This is a genomic window from Chlorogloea sp. CCALA 695 (assembly GCF_003003885.1).
Taxonomy (GTDB): Bacteria; Cyanobacteriota; Cyanobacteriia; order Cyanobacteriales; family Chroococcidiopsidaceae; genus Aliterella.
On record NZ_PVWN01000016.1, the window covers coordinates 57457 to 75492 of the forward strand.

An 18036-nucleotide genomic window follows, 5' to 3' on the forward strand; every position below is an offset into this window, starting at 1 on the left:
AATGGCAAAGAGCTAATAATATAGTTTTAGTGACGAAGTATTTGTAATGCACAAGGAAATAGCTTGATAAAGCCAAGTCCACAACAGCTATTAGCTTTATTTCAGGATTCAGTATTTTTAAGCGAGGCGTTAAAGAGCATTCATTTGGTACGAATTGACGAGCGCACTAATAAGGTAGTGATTTTAGCAGGCGACTCAATCCAAATAGAAATTAGCCAAAATGGGAGGAGAGAAATTCGATGACTAATTTAGGATTTTTGACGTTGGGGGACGATTCCCAAAAACGTCCAGACTTTTCTAAAATGTCTGAGACAGACTTAAGAGCTTACGTCCTTGCTCACAGAAAAGACCAATCAGCTTTTTATGCTTATGTAGATCGGATGCACGAGCGCCCACCAATTGCTGTAATTGAAGCGGAGGAGTGGAGCGAGGAACGGATGCAGGAAGCTATAGACGGAGCTAAGGGTCGTAGCTAAGAGTCCTTAGTTTGAGCAAAAAATGGACAGAGGAAGTATGTCCTTGTCCATTTTTAGTAAGTCATAACTTAACTTGCTGTAAATGACTACGTGGGTCAAAGGTACGGAGATCGCGGATTTTTTCATAATACTCGCGCTCTTGGGGGCTGATTTCTTTGGGAGATGCGATCGCAATTTTAACTAATTGATCGCTGCGTCCATCTTTAGCTAAACGCCACCCCTTACCCCGTAGTCGTAAAGATTGACCTGAGCGAATCCCCGCCGGAATATTTACTTTTACCATCCCATCAGGTGTGGGGACATCAATTGACGCGCCTAGCACTGCTTCATCAGGTGTAATTGGAACTTCGCAAGTTAGATTATCTCCCTCAAATTGAAAAAATGAATGTGGGAGGATGTCTATTTTGAGGTACAAGTCACCTCGTTGTTGGCTTAAAGGGTTAATTTGACCTTTACCGCGCACTCGTACCCGACTACCAGCTTTAACACCCGCCGGAATGCGAACTTCAATAGTTTCATTACCCAAACTCAAGCGCTTTTGTACGCCATTAAACGCCTCGCCGAAACCTAGAGAAACTGCTGCTTCAGTGTCTTGAGCCGTTTTAGCCGTAGCATTATCAAAACCCCCAAAATCCGTAGCGCCAGGAGAGGTACGATAATTGTAAGCTTGTCTATTGCTAGAACCTGCGCTACTAGGCTCGTTAAAGCGTCCTAGTAAATCGTTGATAAATTCATCAAAATTCGTATACTTACCAAATTCAACGTCGTTAAAGTCAGAGTTAGCCCTAGTATTTTTAGCAGCCCAAGGGGTTTGTCCGGCTTGCTTCCAATACTGACCAAATTGATCGTATTTTTGCCGTTTTTCCTTGTCTGACAATACCTCGTAAGCCTCGCTAACTTCCTTAAACCGGGCTTCCGCTTCTTTGTTTCCTGGATTAACATCTGGGTGATATTTACGCGCTAGTTTGCGAAAAGCTTGTTTAATTTCTTCGTTGCTGGCAGTTTTATTTAGTCCCAAAATGCCGTAATAATCTTTAAAGTCGGTTGCAGCCATCTACTAGCCTCCTAGAGTCCCCGTTATATTCTCTCTAAAATATCGATTTACTGAATAAATCTGTCAAAATCTTATAATCTTTGAGCTTAACCTATCAGACTTTAAAGCATGGTCAAGTTAAGTTATTACTCAATCAATTGCAGAAATTGCCGTCCTATTTTAAATTATGCTGGTTTTCCATCGCCTCTAATCAAAATTAAACTATGCAAACTAAAATTATTTGGCAGCAAAATAGCCAAAAAGCTGATAACACCGATAACCTAGCTTTTATTAGTCAATGGTGGTCTAGTTTAGGCAATAAGGACGTAACTTTCGCCCAGCGATTGATTCCCGCCGATGGTGCGTTAGACAAAATTAATTGGGATAAACAGCGTTTTGATGAATTTTTTACGCTTAATAATCCCCAAATTCGCGGGATTACGGTTTATTGGTGCAAACTAAATTCGGATCTCGAACGCAATACTACACCCTACCAGCTTGTACTAGATACTCGCCGTCAGCAGTTGTATATATTTCCACAATCCCAAAATCAGCTAATTATTCGCGTTGGATTACCAGAGGTTTCCTACGAAACGGTAGAAATGACTAATCCTGAAACCGAATGCCAACAACTTGATGGCAAATATCTTTTAACTTTACGCGATCCTATTGGGCATATTGAAGTCAAAGTTAACCTTAGCCCTGAAAACCTTAGCCAATTGAAACAAACTTTACTAGAATAACTACAATTTTACAGGAAACCTGATGGAGTCCAAAAATACTACGAAAGAAGCGATCGCAGTTCCCCCCATAACGCCACAGCATAAAACTTTAATGTGCGTAACTTGCGCCTCCGCCCTAATCTTGTTTGTATGCAGTGCTTCACGCCATATATTGTTTCAATCAACAGCTTTTGATTTAGCTATTTTTGACCAAGCAGTTTATTTGATTAGCCAAGGAGAAACGCCGATTTCCTCGCTGATGGGATTTCATATTTTGGGCGATCATGCAGCTTTTATTTTTTATCCCTTGGCTTTGCTATACCTGATTCACCCTAGCGTTTATTGGTTGTTTGCGGTGCAGGCGTTAGTTTTAGCATCGGGGGCTGTGTTTACTGGGTATATTGCCTTTCATCGAGGATTAAAGGCAGATATTGCGATCGCCCTTGCAGTAACTTATCTGCTATATCCCTTAGTATTTAATGTTAATTTATTTGATTTCCACCCAGAAGTTATTGCTTTACCAGCACTTTTAGGAGCAATTTTAGCAGCACAATTGGGACAAATTGGCTGGTTTTGTTGGGCTATTTTAATCGTTTTGGCGTGTAAGGAAGTCTTGTCCTTAACGGTTGTAGCGATGGGAGTTTGGCTATTAATCTGTGAAAAAAGGCGTTGGTGTGGTGCGATCGCTATTTTTGCTGGTATTAGCTGGTTTTTAATCAGCACTCAAGTTATTATTCCCTTTTTTAGTGGGAAAGAAGTCGCCGCCGTAGGACGTTATAGCTATTTGGGTAATTCTATTGGCGAAATTGCTCAAAATCTCTTATTAAATCCAGGGCTTGTTTTAGGGAAAATTTTATCTTTAGCCAATTTAGGATATTTAGTTTTGCTATTTATCCCTGTCGCTTGGGGGCTTTCCGTGTATAGCCTAAAACCTTTAATCGGCGCTATACCTTGCATTGCACTCAATATACTTACTGACTACCAGGCGCAAAAAGATTTAATTCATCAATACTCTTTGCCTGCTTTACCATTTCTGCTTTTAGCAGTCATTTCTAGTCTATCTGTAGGTAAAGCCTGGGTGCAAAACAAACGAGCAATTATTTTATGGTCGCTAGTAACATTTTTGCTACTAGCAAAGTTTACTTATTTTGGCGACAGATATCTAGAGTATGCAGATACTTGGCAAGCTACAAACCAGGCGATTTCTCAAATTCAAACTCAAGGTGGTGTAATGACAACGGCGGAAATTGCCCCACATTTAGCCCATAGACAATTAATTAAGTTTACTAATGCAGAAACTCCCTCTGTCAATCTCCAGGAGTTTGATTATTTTCTTCTCAATGTGCGTCATCCTGGATGGGCGAGTAATTCAGAGTTTGCCCAGATTTTAGTAGATAAATTGCAAAAAGCCCCAGAATTTAGCTTGAAGTACCAGCAAGATGATGTTTATCTATTTAGCAAAAAGTAGATGCAAACCTGGAAATATCGGTTATTGTTTCCACTCTGTTTATGGTTATTGAGTCGCTTAAGTATTTATATAGTAATGCTGGCGATCGCACCATTGTTACCCGCACCCCCCGGAGGAATTGCCGTTACAGTAGGCTGGGATGTCTTTGCAGCTTGGGATAGTGACTTTTATGAACGCATTGCGGTTTTTGGCCACAATACTCCCCATTCGGTGGCTTTTTTCCCTTTATTTCCGCTTCTGGTACGGGGATTAATGACTTTAGGTTTGCCCTTTGTAGTGGCAGGTACTTTAGTCAATAATTTAGCTTTTTTAGCGGCGTTAATTTTTATCCATAACTGGGTAGCAACCAGTCATAGTAAAAGTATTGCTCGTTGGACTACCGTTGTTTTAACTCTGTTTCCCCTTTCTATTTTTGGCACGGTTATTTATTCAGAGGGGTTATATTTATTGTTTAGCGCTGTAGCCTTACGCGCCTTTGAGCAAAAGCGCTATGGATGGGTTGTTTTGGGGGGATTTCTAGCTACCGCCACTCGTCCAACAGCGATCGCGCTAATTCCAACATTTTTAATTGTATCTTGGCGAGAAGGTCGAAAATTAAAGGCTTATATTGCTAGTTTAGCTACGGGTTTAGGGGTATTTTTTTATAGCCTGTATTGTCAAATTTATTTTCAAGATGCCTTGGCTTTTATTCGCGTCCAGAAAGCTTGGCAACCAGCACAGGATTTTTTTGGGCAAGATTGGCTAAAAATGCTTATGCAGGTTGCTGTAGGGACAAGAAATTGGCAGCGCGGGACAATTGTTGATGCTTGGCATCCATTAATAATTGGAGTTATTTGCGTTAGCGGCTATTTGTTGTGGAAATCTCGTTTTAAGCTACGTAGTTATGGTGTCTGCTTTTTAGGATTTGTTTTCTGGTTAGTTGCGGGGAATCCTTTAATAAATACTGCAACGGCTTTTGGGGGAATTTATTTACGATGGTATTGTCGCTCTCAACTTAGCAATACCTTAGTTACTTACGGCATTTGTAGCTATGCTGTAATTTTGAGTACGGGGCGAACAACCTCCGTCGAGCGCTATATTTATGCAATTGTTAGTGTTGCGGTTTCTCTAGGCATTGTATTATCCCGCTATCCGCGCACGGGATATATAGTTAGCGCTTTCTTCCTCCTTTTACTTATTCTCTACTCTTTACGCTTTGCTCAACACCTGTGGGTAGCTTAGAATTAACGCTTCCCTGTGTCAAAATGACTGTAAAAGTAATTCCTTTTTACACCCCCATCATGGCAGATAATACTTCAAATAATTCTCCTGAAGCCCAAGCCCCCATTGGGAAAACTGCGGGAGAAAATGCTCCACCAAGTACCGTTGAAGAACAAGCCCCTAGCATAGTTCAAGAGCATCTTCATAGTACATCTGAGGCGGAGGCTACTGATATTCCCACTGCCAATGCGCCCGATCCTACGGCGCTAGATCCCGAAGTCAATCCTAATGCGACGGGAGAAAAACCCACTACCGAAGCCTCCACCCCGGACGAATCAGCATCTAGTGCCAAACCACCAAAAAAAACCGCTCCTGCTGATAAACCCGCCGCTAAAAAAGAAAAAGCTCCAGCAGTTGAAGATAAGCCTTTTGCTGAATTTATGCAGCAATACTACTTACCAGCATTGCAAAAAGCCTTGACAACTCAGGGAGTACCCGAAGCCAATTTAGAATTTACTAAACAAAAAGTTGCGATCGCAGGTTATGATTCTAGCGATTGTTGGCAAGTAACAGGTAGTTTGTACAACGGTTTGCGTCAATTTAACGTCTATTTTCCTCAAGAAGATATCCAAGGACAAAGAGGTTTTTCCTGCAACGAAGGCTCTAAACCAAGTACCTTAGAATCGTTTTTAATTGACGAACGCAAAGTAACGCTAGATTTGCTTGTATTTGGCGTAATTCAGCGCTTAAATGGTCAAAAATGGTTAACGAGAAACTAACTCAATTCTAAAAAGTGATAAATAACCACTCCACTATCGGGGTGGTTATCAATTGCTACATACCCAGTTTTCAGCATCTCTTTTAAAGTCGTCTCTACTTCGGCAAAACTAGCCTCAGTATCCATTACAGCTTGAGTAACGGACAGAGTCCCCCCCCGATTATCTGCCGCTTTGAGCAATTTCATCATTAATTGCGATCGCGTTTGTTTAAGATTGATAACGCTAGTGGCAACTACAGCCTGGTACAAAGGTACACCAACTTCCGATACTCCTAGTCTGGCTCGAAGTTTAGTATTATGCTCGTCTACCATATTGGGAATTAGCACCAGATCGATTACTTGACCTACCCCAAATAACCCTAAAGTAAACAGCCACAAAAAGCCTGTAAAAACTTTGCCATTGTACAACCGATGTAAGCCGTGTAATTGCAGTAAGCAAGCAAGCCAGAGAATATAAGCGCTGGATACTTTAGTCTCTGGCTTTTGTGGTGGTTCGTGGTTCATCATTGGGCTACCTAAAATTAGCGCTTGATAGATATATTTTCGCGCCACTACTGACTAAGTGACAACAACTATTTGGGCATTAGTTCCGGTATCAGTTAAAGATTAGTTACAAAATTTGCCTTAATGTTGCAACTCTTAACGTAACTACTAAGAGACTTCGCCTCTAGGATTGTTAAACTAAAATCCATAAAGAGCGTAAATAAAGCATTAGCACGCTACCTTTCGTCAAAAGAGATTAAAAAAAGACATGGTAGATTCCCTTAAAAAACCGAGCTTTGAAGAAATGCGTCCGGGGGTAAAAGTCCCCTCAAAGGAAACCCTCCTCACACCTCGGTTTTACACCACCGACTTTGAAGAAATGGCGCAAATGGATCTCTCGGTAAATGAAGCCGAGCTAAGAGCGCTAGTAGAGGAATTTCGTATTGATTACAATCGCTATCACTTTACCCGCGATGCTGAGTTTGAGCAATCTTGGGAGCATATAGACGGCGAAACTCGCCAAGTATTTGTAGAATTTTTAGAACGTTCTTGTACGGCGGAGTTTTCGGGCTTTTTACTTTACAAAGAACTCAGCCGTCGCTTGAAAGACAAAAACCCCCTACTTGCAGAGTGTTTTAGCTTGATGTCGCGAGACGAAGCGCGTCATGCAGGCTTTTTAAATAAGGCGCTCTCAGACTTTAATTTGTCCTTAGACTTGGGCTTTTTAACCAAAAGTCGCAAATACACCTTTTTTAAGCCTAAGTTTATTTTCTACGCGACTTACTTATCAGAAAAAATTGGTTACTGGCGGTACATATTGATTTATCGTCACTTAGCCGCTCATCCCGAAAATCGGATTTATCCTATATTCCGCTTTTTTGAGAATTGGTGTCAAGACGAAAATCGGCATGGTGACTTTTTTGATGCCATGATGAAGTCTCAGCCGCAAATGTTGAATGATTGGAAAGCCCGGTTATGGTGTCGGTTCTTTTTGCTGTCAGTGTTTGGGACAATGTATCTCAACGACATTGGGCGCTCGAAGTTTTATGCTTCTATTGGCTTAGATGCGCGAGATTACGACAAGCAGGTAATTGAAAAAACAAACGAAACGGCGGGGCGAGTGTTTCCGATCATTTTGGATGTGAAAAACCCACAATTTTATGATCGCCTAGAGACTTGTACTCAGAATAATGATAAGTTGAGTGCGATCGCTAATTCCTCTACGCCCAAAGTATTGCAACTATTCCGAAAGCTACCTTTATACGTTTCTAATGGTTGGCAATTTGTGCGCTTATACCTAATGAAGCCAATTGATATGGTTTCTATTCAAGGTAAAGTCCAGTAAATTTTAGCAGTTTGGTATTACAGGTGGTTCTGCATCAAGCGGAGCCACTTTTTTATTGATAATCGGGTGGAAATTGTTTTAAAGTGGATGCCTTGAAGTAACAAAAGCGATCGCTCAATCAAAGAGTCCGCAATTTAGATAAAATCGTACCTAATTTCTGATTGCCTTAACTTGCTAAAAAACTCTCTATTTTTAAGGTAGCAACCATGATTGAAAACGAGCAACAGTACAGTTTTACTAAGGTTTAAGTGCAGAAATTTAAGCAAGCACTAGCAAAATTGACTGAATGTTCAGGAGAAATTAAGCAAGATAACCTACTGTTATGGGCAGTTAAAAAGTCAGCCGTGGAAAGTCAGTTAAACGATCTTCAACAGGAAATTGAGGATTATGAACTACTTAATTGCCCCTAAATACAAATAAGGGTTAAAGCAAAAATAAAATATTACTCCTTTAACCCATATCAATCTTAATAGTTGAGTTATAATTTTTAGTGTTTCGCAGCTTCTAACTCATAACACCTAAGAATAAGTGGTGCAAGATTATCTAGATCGCTTATGTCGGAAATCATTATTTTTGATGCGGTATCTCCTAGTTGAGATGGTACTTCATGTACTTGAAAGTCTGGTGTTAGTGACTGTGCCTCATCGACAAATAACCTAGTGACAAGAATTTTCTTTTGAGCAGACAAGTATAACCGTAGAAACCACCACGTAGTTTTCCCAAGATTCAATCCAGAGTAGGAGATAGTGTCTTTGTACTTTACTTCTAATTTGTAATGTGTTGATGTTTCTGCGATCGTTTTGATCTTGTCAAATGCTTTGAGTTCTTCTTCCGTCGTTACTATTTTTGAGCATTCTGATTCTTCTTCTTGCAAATTTTCCTCAACATCTTCTACTTCTGATAGTTTGGGGGTTTTGCTAATTTCAGCAGCTTGAGCCATTTCTTGATTAAGAGAACGGGTCATTAATTCTAATAAACTGCTTTGAATTGACTTTTTGACAATCGGCTCAAACTTCTCAAGAACTTTACCTGTAATTCGACCTTGAACTTCATAACTAAGAGCAACTTTGCCTAACTCTGTTACTAAAAAGCGAACAAAATCTTCAGAAGGCGAACGCAGAAGATTACCGACAAGCTGAGTCATACCTTTCACATAAACCATCTCCTCCGCTTGTCTACTAATAACGGCGGCATCAAAATGATTACGATGGAAAAACTTTAGATTCTCAATTTCTTTGGAGTTGTAATCAAGAACATTAAAGCCGAAAAAAGGCTCTTTGTCCATATGATTTTTGTCGCGTAAATCGGTGAAAAAGCGGTATTCAATACCATTGGTAACAATAGCAACTTTTGTTTTAAGCAGCCCATTAAAATAGCGACTTAGTTGCCCATCATGCGCTTCGGCTTTTTGTACACGGTCTTTTGCCTCTACGAGCATAACAATAGTGCCGTTGATAGCCAAAGCATAATCGACTTTTTCAAATTGACCTGCCTTTTTAGTTGCAAAGTCTGCCACGTATTCAGGCATAACTTCTGTAGGATCGTAAACATCATAGCCAAGAACGCTTAAAAAAGGCTGAATCAGAGCCATTTTAGTCGCTTCTTCGCCAACAACCTGTTCAACGCGCTTACGGACTTGTTCTGAAAGCTTTGCAATATCTTCTGAGAAACCCATATTTGTCCTTATATACAGCTAAAAACTATCTGTATACAAAGTGTTCCCAATAACTTGCTACTTATTACTATAGTTGCTCAAGTTTTAGCATCTGTTATTGCTACTCGGCTTGCAGCCGAGCAATTACCAAAAAATTTGACACCTAACTTTAGCCTTCAGTATCTTTAAAACTTTGTACTATCCGTGACAACTCGCTTTTTTCATCGATAGCAATTCGATTAGGAGAACCGCTAATAATGCGTTCATAATTGCGAAAAGAGTCAGTAATCTGCGGTCCATCAGCGCTAATTGTATATTCGCGGATGCCTTTATCATGCCAAGAACCCCGCATTTTAAATACATTGATTGCCCTTGACATTTCGCTGCGAATTTCTACGTATTGCAACATTAAAATAGTATCGGTAATTGTAGAAATCTGTGAATCAGTAATAGAAGTTGCTCCCATAAACTGCTCAGAGGTATTTGTAAAAAATCCGGTAATTTCTTCTTGCTTGGCGTAACCTGTCACCCCAATTACAAATTGACGAAAGGCATTGTTGCTAACTCCCCGCGCCAAAGCTGACAGTGAATCTATGGCAATTCGAGACGGCTTAAAATCAGCAATTTCTGCCTTAATAATTTGTAAATGATCTTCTAATCCTGTCGATTCGGGGTAAGCACAAATAATTTTTAGTAAGCCTTTTCGCTCCATTTCTTCAAAGTCTATTCCCCACGAATAGGCATTGCGCGACAACTGAGCGCGGGATTCTTCGTAGGCAAACATTAAAGCGCGATCGCCATTTTTGCAAGCATTTTCTACAAACTTACTCACAAGCAAGGTTTTACCCGTCCCTGTAGCTCCTGTAACTAAGATAATTGAGTCTTGAAAAAAACCGCCACCGCACATTTTGTCTAAAGTGTCTATTCCAGAAGAAACCCTAATATTAGATGACCTTTGAGTTAGTTGCATTGCACCTAAAGGAAAAATATTAAACCCTTCGTTACCAATTGTTAAAGGATACTCCCCTTTCATGTGCGTAGAACCGCGCAATTTTAAGATTTCAATCGTCCGGCGGCGACGTTCTCCTTCTAAAACATTACGAACAATAGTTACATTGTCTGATACAAATTCTTCAACTCCAAACCGTGCTACAGGCCCGTATTCTTCGGTGCGTTCTGTGGTCATAATTGTTGTTACGCCAATTTGTTTTAGACGCGCTACCAACCGAAAAATCTCTCGCCGAACTACGGAGGAAGCTTCGTATTGTTGAAATAAAGCGGTAATTGAATCTATAGAAACTCGCTTGGCTTTATACTTTGTAATCGCGTAGTGTAAGCGTTCAATTAATGCTGAAAGATCGAAGTTTCCTACCACTTCTTGTCCTTCTGGATCGGGAGAAGCATCTAAAATAAATAACTTGCCTTCATCAATGATTTTTTGTAAATCCCACCCCATACCCCAAGTGTTTTTAATAATATCTGCCGGGGTTTCTTCAAAGGTTACAAATATTCCCGGCTCGTCAAAAAAAACTATGCCATTGTAAAGGAATTGCAAAGAAAATAAAGTTTTTCCTGTGCCAGAAGTGCCGCTAACTAAGGTCGTTCTCCCCATTGGCAAACCTCCTTGACTTAACTCGTCAAAGCCTTCAATCATTGTCCGCAGTTTTTGTACGCCTTTATTAGGAAAACTGTAGGAGTCTAAAACTTGGCTATTGTCGTTCATTTTTATTAAAGCTGGATTTTAAAACTATATAATTATTATTTTGATTTAAGATAGCTGCTATTAACTATTTAGGTATTCTTCGTCTTGTAGTTCGTCATAAAACAAATTTAAGCCGACTAATACCTTTTCTCGATCAGAAAGGTCGCCAATGATCCGTCGAACTGGGAGCGGCAAAACTTTCGATAAAGTTGGGATAGCTAAAATTTTATCTTCCTCTGCTAAATGAGGGTTTTTGAGAACATCGATTACTTTGAGAATGTATACTCCTTTAAATTCTTGCTCCATGATATCTTTGAGCATTTTTAAAGCCCGAATAGAATTAGGAGTATTGCCAGCAACGTAAAGCTTGAGAATGTAAGCTTTTTTTAAAGTATTCATAAAGTAAATAAATAAGGCGAATCCTAACATTCAACAGGAGAAAATTTAAATGGATGACGGCGATACATTTCACACAAATGCGCCAAAATTTCAATTAAAGTCAGGCGGTAGTCAAGTAATATTTCTTCACTTCTTCCTTCTAATTTTAGTTGTTTGGCAAACTCATCGATCAGTTCCATATGAATTTGAATAACCTGCGGTACTGGCATATTACTGAGAAAAACTTTATCAGTAAATTGCTCAATTTCAATTTTAACGCTTGGGTTTGTAAAATAAATCAAAATGATTTGTTGATAATCTTGTTTTAATTCTTGCAAAAATTTAGTTTGCTTTTCTGGTGACATTTGCTGAAATACTGTTTGCTCCTGCCCATTATGATAGCTAAAACACTCCATGAATTTTTATTAAAACAATTAAATTTAATGAAAAGACTTAATACTTTGGTTAAAGTTGATTAACTTTCAAAAGTTAAGAAATTATTAATATATGAATTTTCAAGTTTGGGGAGATTTATATAGATAAAATACAAAGAGTTAATCAAAAAGCTGCACTACAAAAATGTGTCAATTTATAAGCAAATGGCAGGTAAAAATTAAGCTAACAAGATATCATATTTTATTATAATTGCTAAAGGCGATCGCCCTAAAAGCGGTTATAACCCCCATTAACTATAAATATCATCGCCAGGAATGAAAGCTATCATTAAAACCGTAGCCACAAGTGCCGCCCAAGGATGTAGTATTGATTACAATAGAAAGCCTGTAAACTACTTATCATTTTTAGCGATGATGCTTGGCACTACGTAATGCTAATGCCCACCCTAACACTGAAAAATTTTCTAGCGCTTGTACCTTGGTGCGAGGAAACCATAGCCATAGCAGGATTATTAGAAGTATCAGCAGCGAAAAAGAGCGATCGCATCATCGTAGTAAACGCCCAACAGCAACCGATAGGCATAATTTATACAAATTGGCTCAAACTTCACTCAGAAGATTTGTCAAAAGTTAAAAAACAGCGTTTGCTACAGTCATCGCTGCAAGACAATCCGCTTCTGATAGAACCATTAAAAATATTGCCTGGAGATTGGAGTTTAGAGCAATTCAATTTGTATCTACAACAAAACAAGTCTAGCAATGACCAATGGGCAGTAGTAGACGACAAAGCCAAATATTTAGGATTGGTAAATAGTTCGCAATTGCTACAACACTTGGCATCGTCACCGCCAGAAAACAGCTTTAATAGCCAACTACCCTTAAACTTTTTAGTTCAATTAGTAGAAAAATTGCCTTGGGCGGTAGTATTACAAACCAGTAGCGGGGATATTGTCGCCCAATCAAAGATTTGGCAAGAACAATTTGGCTTTGGTGGCGATTTTGGCTCCGTCCGGCAAGAAATCGCCGACATTTTGGCTCCCGCAAGGCCAAATCAAAGCAGAGGATATAAAAGACCTACCGACAAACAACCTAGCTTTAGTCGCTGTCAGTTGGGAACAAAACCCGGTACTTGCCTCTGTATCTGCCCAGCGCCCGATGGACGAGAGAAAGTATGGGAATTTGTCAAAATCTCTTTAAGTAACTCCCTTGAAGATTTATGGCTATTGGTAGCCAATGATATTAGCTATCAACAACAATTAGCCTCCGAACTTGCCGCAAAAAATGCGGAACTAATTGGGCTAAACCGCCTTAAAGATGAGTTTTTGGCTTGTATTAGTCACGAATTAAAAACCCCCATTACCGCCGTCATGGGGTTATCAAGCTTATTAAAAGATCAGGCAGTGGGGCAACTAAACGATCGCCAAGAGCGTTACGCGCAACTAATCCATCAAAGGAGCCGTGATTTGATGGCAGTGGTAAACGATATTTTAGACCTGACGCGGATGGAGACAGGACAGCTAGAATTGACCTTAGAACCTGTAAGGATTCGTACTGTTTGCGATCGCGCCCTCCAGCAAGTCAAAGCATTATCATCTAAAGCTAATAGCCACCTTGACACTACTCCTGAGCATCGATTTACCTTAGAAATCGAACCAAGCATAGATATCTTCATCGCTGATGAATTGCGCCTGCGCCAAATGCTCGTAAATATGCTGAGTAACGCCTACAAATTCACCGAGCCAGGGGGCGAAGTGGGCTTGCAGGTAAATCGTTGGGAAGGTTGGATTGCTTTTACCGTGTGGGATACAGGTATTGGAATTGCCGAACAGAAACAGCATTTAATCTTTCAAAAATTTCAACAACTAGAAAATCCCCTTATTCGTCAGTTTGAGGGCGCAGGGTTAGGACTTGTATTGACAAGAGCGCTGGCGCGGTTGCATGGTGGAGATGTAACTTTTTTATCTAAACAAGGAGTTGGTAGCTCTTTCACCTTGCTATTGCCTCCTAGTCCTCCCCAAAAAAGCATTGCCAAGGAAGAAACAAGCCCTAGAACTTATCCCACACCCAGACAAACGCCCACTTCACTATTGCCTACACCCCCATCTGCTCCGGTTTTCTCGCCGTTAGGTGAAGGACAGGTAACATCACAGGTTTTATTGCGCCCTAACCCGTTGATATTAGTAGTCGAGGCTGCGCCCCAATTTGTCGAAAATCTTAGCGAACAATTAAATACTTTAGGTTTTCGGGTTGTTGTTGCTCGTTCGGGAACGGAAGCTTTAGAAAAATCAAGGAGATTGCAACCTGGCGCTATATTTCTCAATCCAGTTTTACCAATGCTTTCTGGTTGGGATGTCTTAACCTTGCTTAAAACCGACGCGGCAACAGGCCAAATTCCAGTTATTGTTACGGCTACAGGCGCGGAGAGAGAGAGAGCATTTTTAAATAGTGCTGATGAATTTATTAACCTTCCCATCCACAGCCAAAAATTGCAGCAAATTCTGCATCGTTTTTACCCTACAACTCCAATCTTGCCGCCAGAAAGTACCGAGAGCGATCGCTACGATTTATTAACCGTTTTGTGGTTGGTGGTTAATCCTTTTGAGTCTTCTTTGCTAACTTCTAGTTTGTTGCAACTTCATCACCGCGTTATTGAAGCGGAAGACTTAGAGCAAGCCGAGTTGTTAGCTCGGATTTGGCAGCCTAATGTTGTTGTCATCGACGGGGCAGTTTTGCAGCCTTTAGATTACTTGCGGCAACTTAACACTTACCCTAAATTAAAACGTTTACCTTTAGTAACATTGAACGCTGACACTACTCAAGCAGCAAGTCAAGTACCGGGATTAATGGTGTTTCCTTGTTTGACTACCGACAAAGACGTAACTATAAATTCTTTGTTGGCGGGTTTACAGGTAGCGGCGGGGATTAGTTGGCAACCAAGCTTATTAATAGTTGATATTGCCAATTTGCCCGACTTGCAACCGCCGTCAGCAGTGGGAGCGAGTATTGCTACTAAAAACGAGTGGTTTCAAGCTTTGGTGCAGTATTTGCAAACGGCTGGATTTAGAACAACTATGAGTCAGTCGTGGGCGGAAGTAATGTCACAGGTGCAATCTTTGAGTGTGGATTTAATCATAATTAGCTTGGGAAATAAGCCTTTCACTCCTCAAGCAATGGAAGCACTGACTACTTTGAGCAAGCAGGCACTTCCGCCGATTTTAGTATTAGACAGGCTAAATCAAGATAATGTCAAACCCCAGTCGGTTAGACTCCGCCAACCAGTATCTAGTTATGGTTATTCCTCAGAACAATTTTCTCAAATTCAAACTATGAACTGGGAAAGTATTATAAATGCGATCGCCACTCGGATTTTGCCACCATCTTTATCGATGGAGGAATTACTAAATTACATCCATGAGGCTTTGATTGCTGGTAATGGGTAATTGGTAGTAATTGGTAATTGGTAATTGGTAATTTCAATGAACAATCCCAATGAGGAGACAGGATTGCGAAAAGAAAAAATCATCACGCTTTCAGCAACGCTACTTATTTGGCGACTCTGATTAGTCGATAAGCGCCAGCTTCCCCTAATTGCTGAGAATTGCCTGGGGGGGTTTCTAACTTAACTAGCTTTTGGGGTTGAGCTAAAACCATAGCGGAAAAGGAGGCAGATTTTGATCTGAGGAGCTTCTGCACGTAACTTATCCCCGCATTAGTTTCTTTGATATAAGTTACGGGCAAATGACTGTAAAATACGACGCTCGGCTTTTTGAAACCAATCATTACCAATTCTTCATTGGGTACACGAGCCGCCGCCGCGATCGCCGATAATTCTTTTAAGGGTACTTGTCTAGCTTCATCAATTAAAAAAGCCGTAGGCATCATCACAAAAATTGCAAAGGCGATAAAGGCGGCTAAGTTTAGTTTCAGCAACCATTGCCCTTGACGGACTAAAATTAAAGCCGCTCCCCCAATTCCAGCTATTGCCCAAATTGTCCCGCCAATAATGGGTAAGCCTGATTGTTCGACAAGTAGACGTAATTTAGGAATGGCTGGATCTACACCTACTAATCTCGGCGCTAAAAATAATCCCACAGCTAGAACTAACATTAACGCTACATTTAGCCAACGACTGATATAAAAAAATCTGCGGTATTTCCAACTTGGTTGATAAGGGATTGGTTCGCTCCAAGGCAATGCTACCAAAATAGCCGAAGCTGGCATGAGGGGCAATACGTAGCTAGGTAACTTAGTAACGGCGATGGTGAAAAAGCTAAAGATCCCTAAAAACCAAAATAAGGCAAATAAACTTAACTGATAAATGCGTTCTTGCTTTTGCCAATGCGATCGCGCTTGTAACTTTATCTTAGAAATCGCCACAGGTAAATAAACCGACCAAGGGGCAAAGCCTAGCAACACAACCACAAAGTAATAATACCAAGGAGCCGAGTGATAATTGACTACTCCTGTAAAACGTTCGAGATTGTGATAGCCAAAAAATGAATTGATGTAATTATTGCCATTGCGGGCAATAACTAGCCCAAACCAAGGCAATGCGATCGCGCTAATAATTAAGCCACCATAAACTAGGCGCATTTCTGATAAAACTTCTCGCAACTTACCCAGATAAAATAAAAACGAGCCAATAATCAGAGCAGGTAAAACAATGCCTACCGGCCCTTTAGTAAGAATTGCCGCCGCAATTAAAATATAAAACGCTAAATACCAACGCAGTTTTATTTTAGGTAAAGAACTTGCATAACCGCAAAACCAACATAGTAGCGCCGAACCCATACACCCCGTTAGCAGCATATCAGACACTCCTGTACGCGCCCAAACAATAGTTTCAGGGTTGAGTGCTATCAATGCCGCTCCTAGGCACGCACTGAGCCAATAGCGGCGATGTTCAAGCTTTACCATTGGGGCGGAAGTGTGCAACCCAAACAACCAAATAGTATAAAAACCCAAACTTACTAAACTCATTGCCGCCAGCGCCGAAGGCAGACGCACCGCCCATTCATTTACCCCGATAACACTATAAAACAGCGCTATTAACCAGTAAATCAAGGGTGGCTTATCAAAACGAGTTTCACCGTTAAAATATGGTGTGATCCAGTCTCCGGTTAGCTTCATTTGTCGGGCGGCTTCGGCAAATAACGGCTCGGTTTCATCAATAAGGCTAATACTACCCAAATGCCAAAAGAAAGCCACTAGCCCCACGAACAGCAGCCACAAAATAGCTAAAATCAGAGCTTGGCGAGGACGATTTGTAGTGTTATTTAGCCAACTAACTAGAGGACGATTTAGACGTTTAATCATTTAGTGCGTAAAAGTTTTTAGCGATCGCCCGCAGTATATCGGCGATGGATGTTGAAAAGCTATTGCAAAGTTAAGTTCCATCTTAAAAGTTTGGCATCCCAAGTAGGTGCATCGCTCTCGCCGACTACGTAAGGACCCCAATACTGCCCCGAACCATCTTGAGCAAAGGCAACTAAAACGTCTCCTTTTTCTAGCTTAAAGTTCCCTTCCGGCAAAGAAAGAACTAATCCTTCGGTACTGCCTTCAAGAGGTGCAAAGTCCCAATGAGCAGGTTCTACGGCTTTTTTACCCCTTGCCAGCAACGCCACTCTTACAGGCAAATCGGTTTGATTGCTTAATATTAACGCCCCCGGAACTCCTGCCACTTTAGCAATTGTTGCTCCCTGTTTCTTGCCTGTGGGGGTAGCCGATGGTACAGGAGATAAATCGGGCAATACTGTAGGTGGTTGCTCAATCGACACACTAAATTGCATAGCCCCCAATACCAACACTACCAACCCGAATAAAGAAGCAATCATGACGGCTGGGTACACCGACGATTTAGCCTTCATAGTTTTATAGATATCTAGTTTATTTATACGTATCATGCTTGTCAGTCTATATCTCTATTATCTATTGGTATTTTTAGAAATAACGTCTTGAGGACTACTGCCCTAGGCTAAAGCTTGTGCGATATCTTTGGTAAGGGGATATTGTCACAACGAAATCTGTCACACTGGCTTGAGGATAACTTCAGCGATGCAAAATACTCGTCTTAACAATTTGGTTACGGCTTTGGGCGGACAGGTGGGAAGCTGGATATTTAATCCTTGGCGGCGGCTGTCTATACTAACGATTAGTTTGCTGTTTGGCTTTTTTTTAGGAACAGCAGTTGCTACTACGGCGGGACAATCTGCAAATTTGGATATTGTTGCTGCGGGTATTTTAGTAGCTTTGTGCGAGATAGTAGATCGAATTTATTACCGTCGCCGCCGGGAAGGGCGAAGTTTTTGGGTAGAGTCGTTAAACGCGCTGAAAATTGGGCTGACCTACAGTTTATTTATTGAAGCCTTTAAATTGGGTTCGTAATTGGTAATTGGTGATGGG

The 18036-nt window shown here is 40.7% G+C and carries 17 protein-coding genes and 1 pseudogene; 10 read left to right on the plus strand and 8 right to left on the minus strand.

What is annotated here, in order from left to right; translation table 11 throughout:
* The first annotated feature begins 63 nt into the window (after positions 1-63).
* Together C7B70_RS10930 and C7B70_RS10935 are read left to right on the plus strand one after the other, a co-directional pair.
* The gene (locus tag C7B70_RS10930) at positions 64-243 is read left to right on the plus strand and encodes a hypothetical protein (protein ID WP_106369075.1); all 180 of its coding nucleotides are present in this window, start codon (positions 64-66) and stop codon (positions 241-243) included.
* Positions 240-476, plus strand: coding sequence for a hypothetical protein (locus C7B70_RS10935; protein WP_106369076.1), 237 nt, complete (start codon positions 240-242; stop codon positions 474-476). Before C7B70_RS10930 ends, C7B70_RS10935 begins: the two co-directional genes overlap by 4 nt.
* 61 nt (positions 477-537) lie before the next feature.
* On the opposite strand, the gene C7B70_RS10940 is transcribed toward C7B70_RS10935, so the two are convergent.
* On the minus strand, positions 538-1530 hold the full coding sequence (locus C7B70_RS10940; protein WP_106369077.1) for a DnaJ C-terminal domain-containing protein: 993 nt from the start codon (positions 1528-1530) through the stop codon (positions 538-540).
* 203 nt (positions 1531-1733) lie between these two features.
* Between C7B70_RS10940 and C7B70_RS10945 the strand changes: the two genes are divergently transcribed.
* From C7B70_RS10945 to C7B70_RS10960, 4 genes and pseudogenes are all read left to right on the plus strand, one after another.
* Complete coding sequence (locus C7B70_RS10945; RefSeq protein ID WP_106369078.1) at positions 1734-2252, plus strand: hypothetical protein; 519 nt, start codon at positions 1734-1736, stop codon at positions 2250-2252.
* 22 nt (positions 2253-2274) lie between these two features.
* Positions 2275-3699: a DUF2079 domain-containing protein gene (locus C7B70_RS10950; protein WP_106369079.1), complete on the plus strand. Its 1425-nt coding sequence runs from the start codon at positions 2275-2277 to the stop codon at positions 3697-3699.
* A complete protein-coding gene (locus C7B70_RS10955) occupies positions 3700-4920 on the plus strand; it encodes a mannosyltransferase family protein (protein ID WP_106369080.1) in 1221 nt (406 codons plus the stop codon). It begins immediately after the preceding gene.
* Between the two features lie 308 nt (positions 4921-5228).
* Positions 5229-5678: pseudogene (locus tag C7B70_RS10960) on the plus strand (DUF2996 domain-containing protein); the annotation flags it as partial.
* Here the strand turns inward: C7B70_RS10960 and C7B70_RS10965 are convergent.
* Positions 5675-6184, minus strand: coding sequence for an NINE protein (locus C7B70_RS10965; RefSeq protein ID WP_106369113.1), 510 nt, complete (start codon positions 6182-6184; stop codon positions 5675-5677). The pseudogene C7B70_RS10960 and the gene C7B70_RS10965 overlap by 4 nt on opposite strands.
* A 244-nt stretch (positions 6185-6428) precedes the next feature.
* Here C7B70_RS10965 and acsF point away from each other — a divergent pair, with 244 nt between their 5' ends.
* Complete coding sequence (gene acsF / locus C7B70_RS10970; RefSeq protein WP_106369081.1) at positions 6429-7505, plus strand: magnesium-protoporphyrin IX monomethyl ester (oxidative) cyclase; 1077 nt, start codon at positions 6429-6431, stop codon at positions 7503-7505.
* A gap of 278 nt (positions 7506-7783) precedes the next feature.
* Entirely contained in the window at positions 7784-7915 is a 132-nt protein-coding gene (locus C7B70_RS28315; protein WP_255409327.1) for a hypothetical protein, read from the plus strand.
* A gap of 77 nt (positions 7916-7992) precedes the next feature.
* On the opposite strand, the gene C7B70_RS10975 is transcribed toward C7B70_RS28315, so the two are convergent.
* The 4 genes from C7B70_RS10975 to C7B70_RS10990 all read right to left on the minus strand — a co-directional run bounded on the left by C7B70_RS10975 (position 7993) and on the right by C7B70_RS10990 (position 11655).
* Entirely contained in the window at positions 7993-9180 is a 1188-nt protein-coding gene (locus C7B70_RS10975; RefSeq protein ID WP_106369082.1) for a type I restriction endonuclease, read from the minus strand.
* 148 nt (positions 9181-9328) lie between these two features.
* Positions 9329-10882 carry a circadian clock protein KaiC gene (kaiC, locus tag C7B70_RS10980; protein ID WP_106369083.1) on the minus strand — a complete coding sequence of 518 codons (1554 nt, stop codon included), beginning with the start codon at positions 10880-10882 and terminating at the stop codon, positions 9329-9331.
* Between the two features lie 60 nt (positions 10883-10942).
* Entirely contained in the window at positions 10943-11260 is a 318-nt protein-coding gene (kaiB, locus tag C7B70_RS10985) for a circadian clock protein KaiB (RefSeq protein WP_106369114.1), read from the minus strand.
* Positions 11261-11283: 23 nt separating this feature from the next.
* A complete protein-coding gene (locus tag C7B70_RS10990; RefSeq protein ID WP_106369084.1) occupies positions 11284-11655 on the minus strand; it encodes a KaiA domain-containing protein in 372 nt (123 codons plus the stop codon).
* A gap of 416 nt (positions 11656-12071) precedes the next feature.
* Between C7B70_RS10990 and C7B70_RS10995 the strand changes: the two genes are divergently transcribed.
* On the plus strand, positions 12072-15074 hold the full coding sequence (locus C7B70_RS10995) for a hybrid sensor histidine kinase/response regulator (RefSeq protein WP_233220893.1): 3003 nt from the start codon (positions 12072-12074) through the stop codon (positions 15072-15074).
* A gap of 103 nt (positions 15075-15177) precedes the next feature.
* Here C7B70_RS10995 and C7B70_RS11000 read toward each other — a convergent pair whose 3' ends face one another.
* Positions 15178-16950, minus strand: a complete 1773-nt coding sequence (locus C7B70_RS11000; protein WP_106369086.1) for a glycosyltransferase family 39 protein — start codon at positions 16948-16950, stop codon at positions 15178-15180.
* Between the two features lie 59 nt (positions 16951-17009).
* Entirely contained in the window at positions 17010-17501 is a 492-nt protein-coding gene (locus C7B70_RS11005) for a hypothetical protein (protein WP_106369087.1), read from the minus strand.
* 187 nt (positions 17502-17688) lie between these two features.
* Between C7B70_RS11005 and C7B70_RS11010 the strand changes: the two genes are divergently transcribed.
* Positions 17689-18018 carry a DUF565 domain-containing protein gene (locus tag C7B70_RS11010; protein WP_106369088.1) on the plus strand — a complete coding sequence of 110 codons (330 nt, stop codon included), beginning with the start codon at positions 17689-17691 and terminating at the stop codon, positions 18016-18018.
* Positions 18019-18036: the final 18 nt, after the last annotated feature.

Bases quoted from the DNA above. Each gene is read 5' to 3' on its own strand.
- C7B70_RS10935 (WP_106369076.1), top strand. From the start codon at position 240: ATGACTAATTTAGGATTTTTGACGTTGGGGGACGATTCCCAAAAACGT.
- C7B70_RS10940 (WP_106369077.1), bottom strand. From the start codon at position 1,530: ATGGCTGCAACCGACTTTAAAGATTATTACGGCATTTTGGGACTAAAT.
- C7B70_RS10945 (WP_106369078.1), top strand. From the start codon at position 1,734: ATGCAAACTAAAATTATTTGGCAGCAAAATAGCCAAAAAGCTGATAAC.
- C7B70_RS10950 (WP_106369079.1), top strand. From the start codon at position 2,275: ATGGAGTCCAAAAATACTACGAAAGAAGCGATCGCAGTTCCCCCCATA.
- C7B70_RS10955 (WP_106369080.1), top strand. From the start codon at position 3,700: ATGCAAACCTGGAAATATCGGTTATTGTTTCCACTCTGTTTATGGTTA.
- C7B70_RS10965 (WP_106369113.1), bottom strand. From the start codon at position 6,184: ATGATGAACCACGAACCACCACAAAAGCCAGAGACTAAAGTATCCAGC.
- acsF (WP_106369081.1), top strand. From the start codon at position 6,429: ATGGTAGATTCCCTTAAAAAACCGAGCTTTGAAGAAATGCGTCCGGGG.
- C7B70_RS10975 (WP_106369082.1), bottom strand. From the start codon at position 9,180: ATGGGTTTCTCAGAAGATATTGCAAAGCTTTCAGAACAAGTCCGTAAG.
- kaiC (WP_106369083.1), bottom strand. From the start codon at position 10,882: ATGAACGACAATAGCCAAGTTTTAGACTCCTACAGTTTTCCTAATAAA.
- kaiB (WP_106369114.1), bottom strand. From the start codon at position 11,260: ATGAATACTTTAAAAAAAGCTTACATTCTCAAGCTTTACGTTGCTGGC.
- C7B70_RS10990 (WP_106369084.1), bottom strand. From the start codon at position 11,655: ATGGAGTGTTTTAGCTATCATAATGGGCAGGAGCAAACAGTATTTCAG.
- C7B70_RS10995 (WP_233220893.1), top strand. From the start codon at position 12,072: ATGCCCACCCTAACACTGAAAAATTTTCTAGCGCTTGTACCTTGGTGC.
- C7B70_RS11000 (WP_106369086.1), bottom strand. From the start codon at position 16,950: ATGATTAAACGTCTAAATCGTCCTCTAGTTAGTTGGCTAAATAACACT.
- C7B70_RS11005 (WP_106369087.1), bottom strand. From the start codon at position 17,501: ATGAAGGCTAAATCGTCGGTGTACCCAGCCGTCATGATTGCTTCTTTA.
- C7B70_RS11010 (WP_106369088.1), top strand. From the start codon at position 17,689: ATGCAAAATACTCGTCTTAACAATTTGGTTACGGCTTTGGGCGGACAG.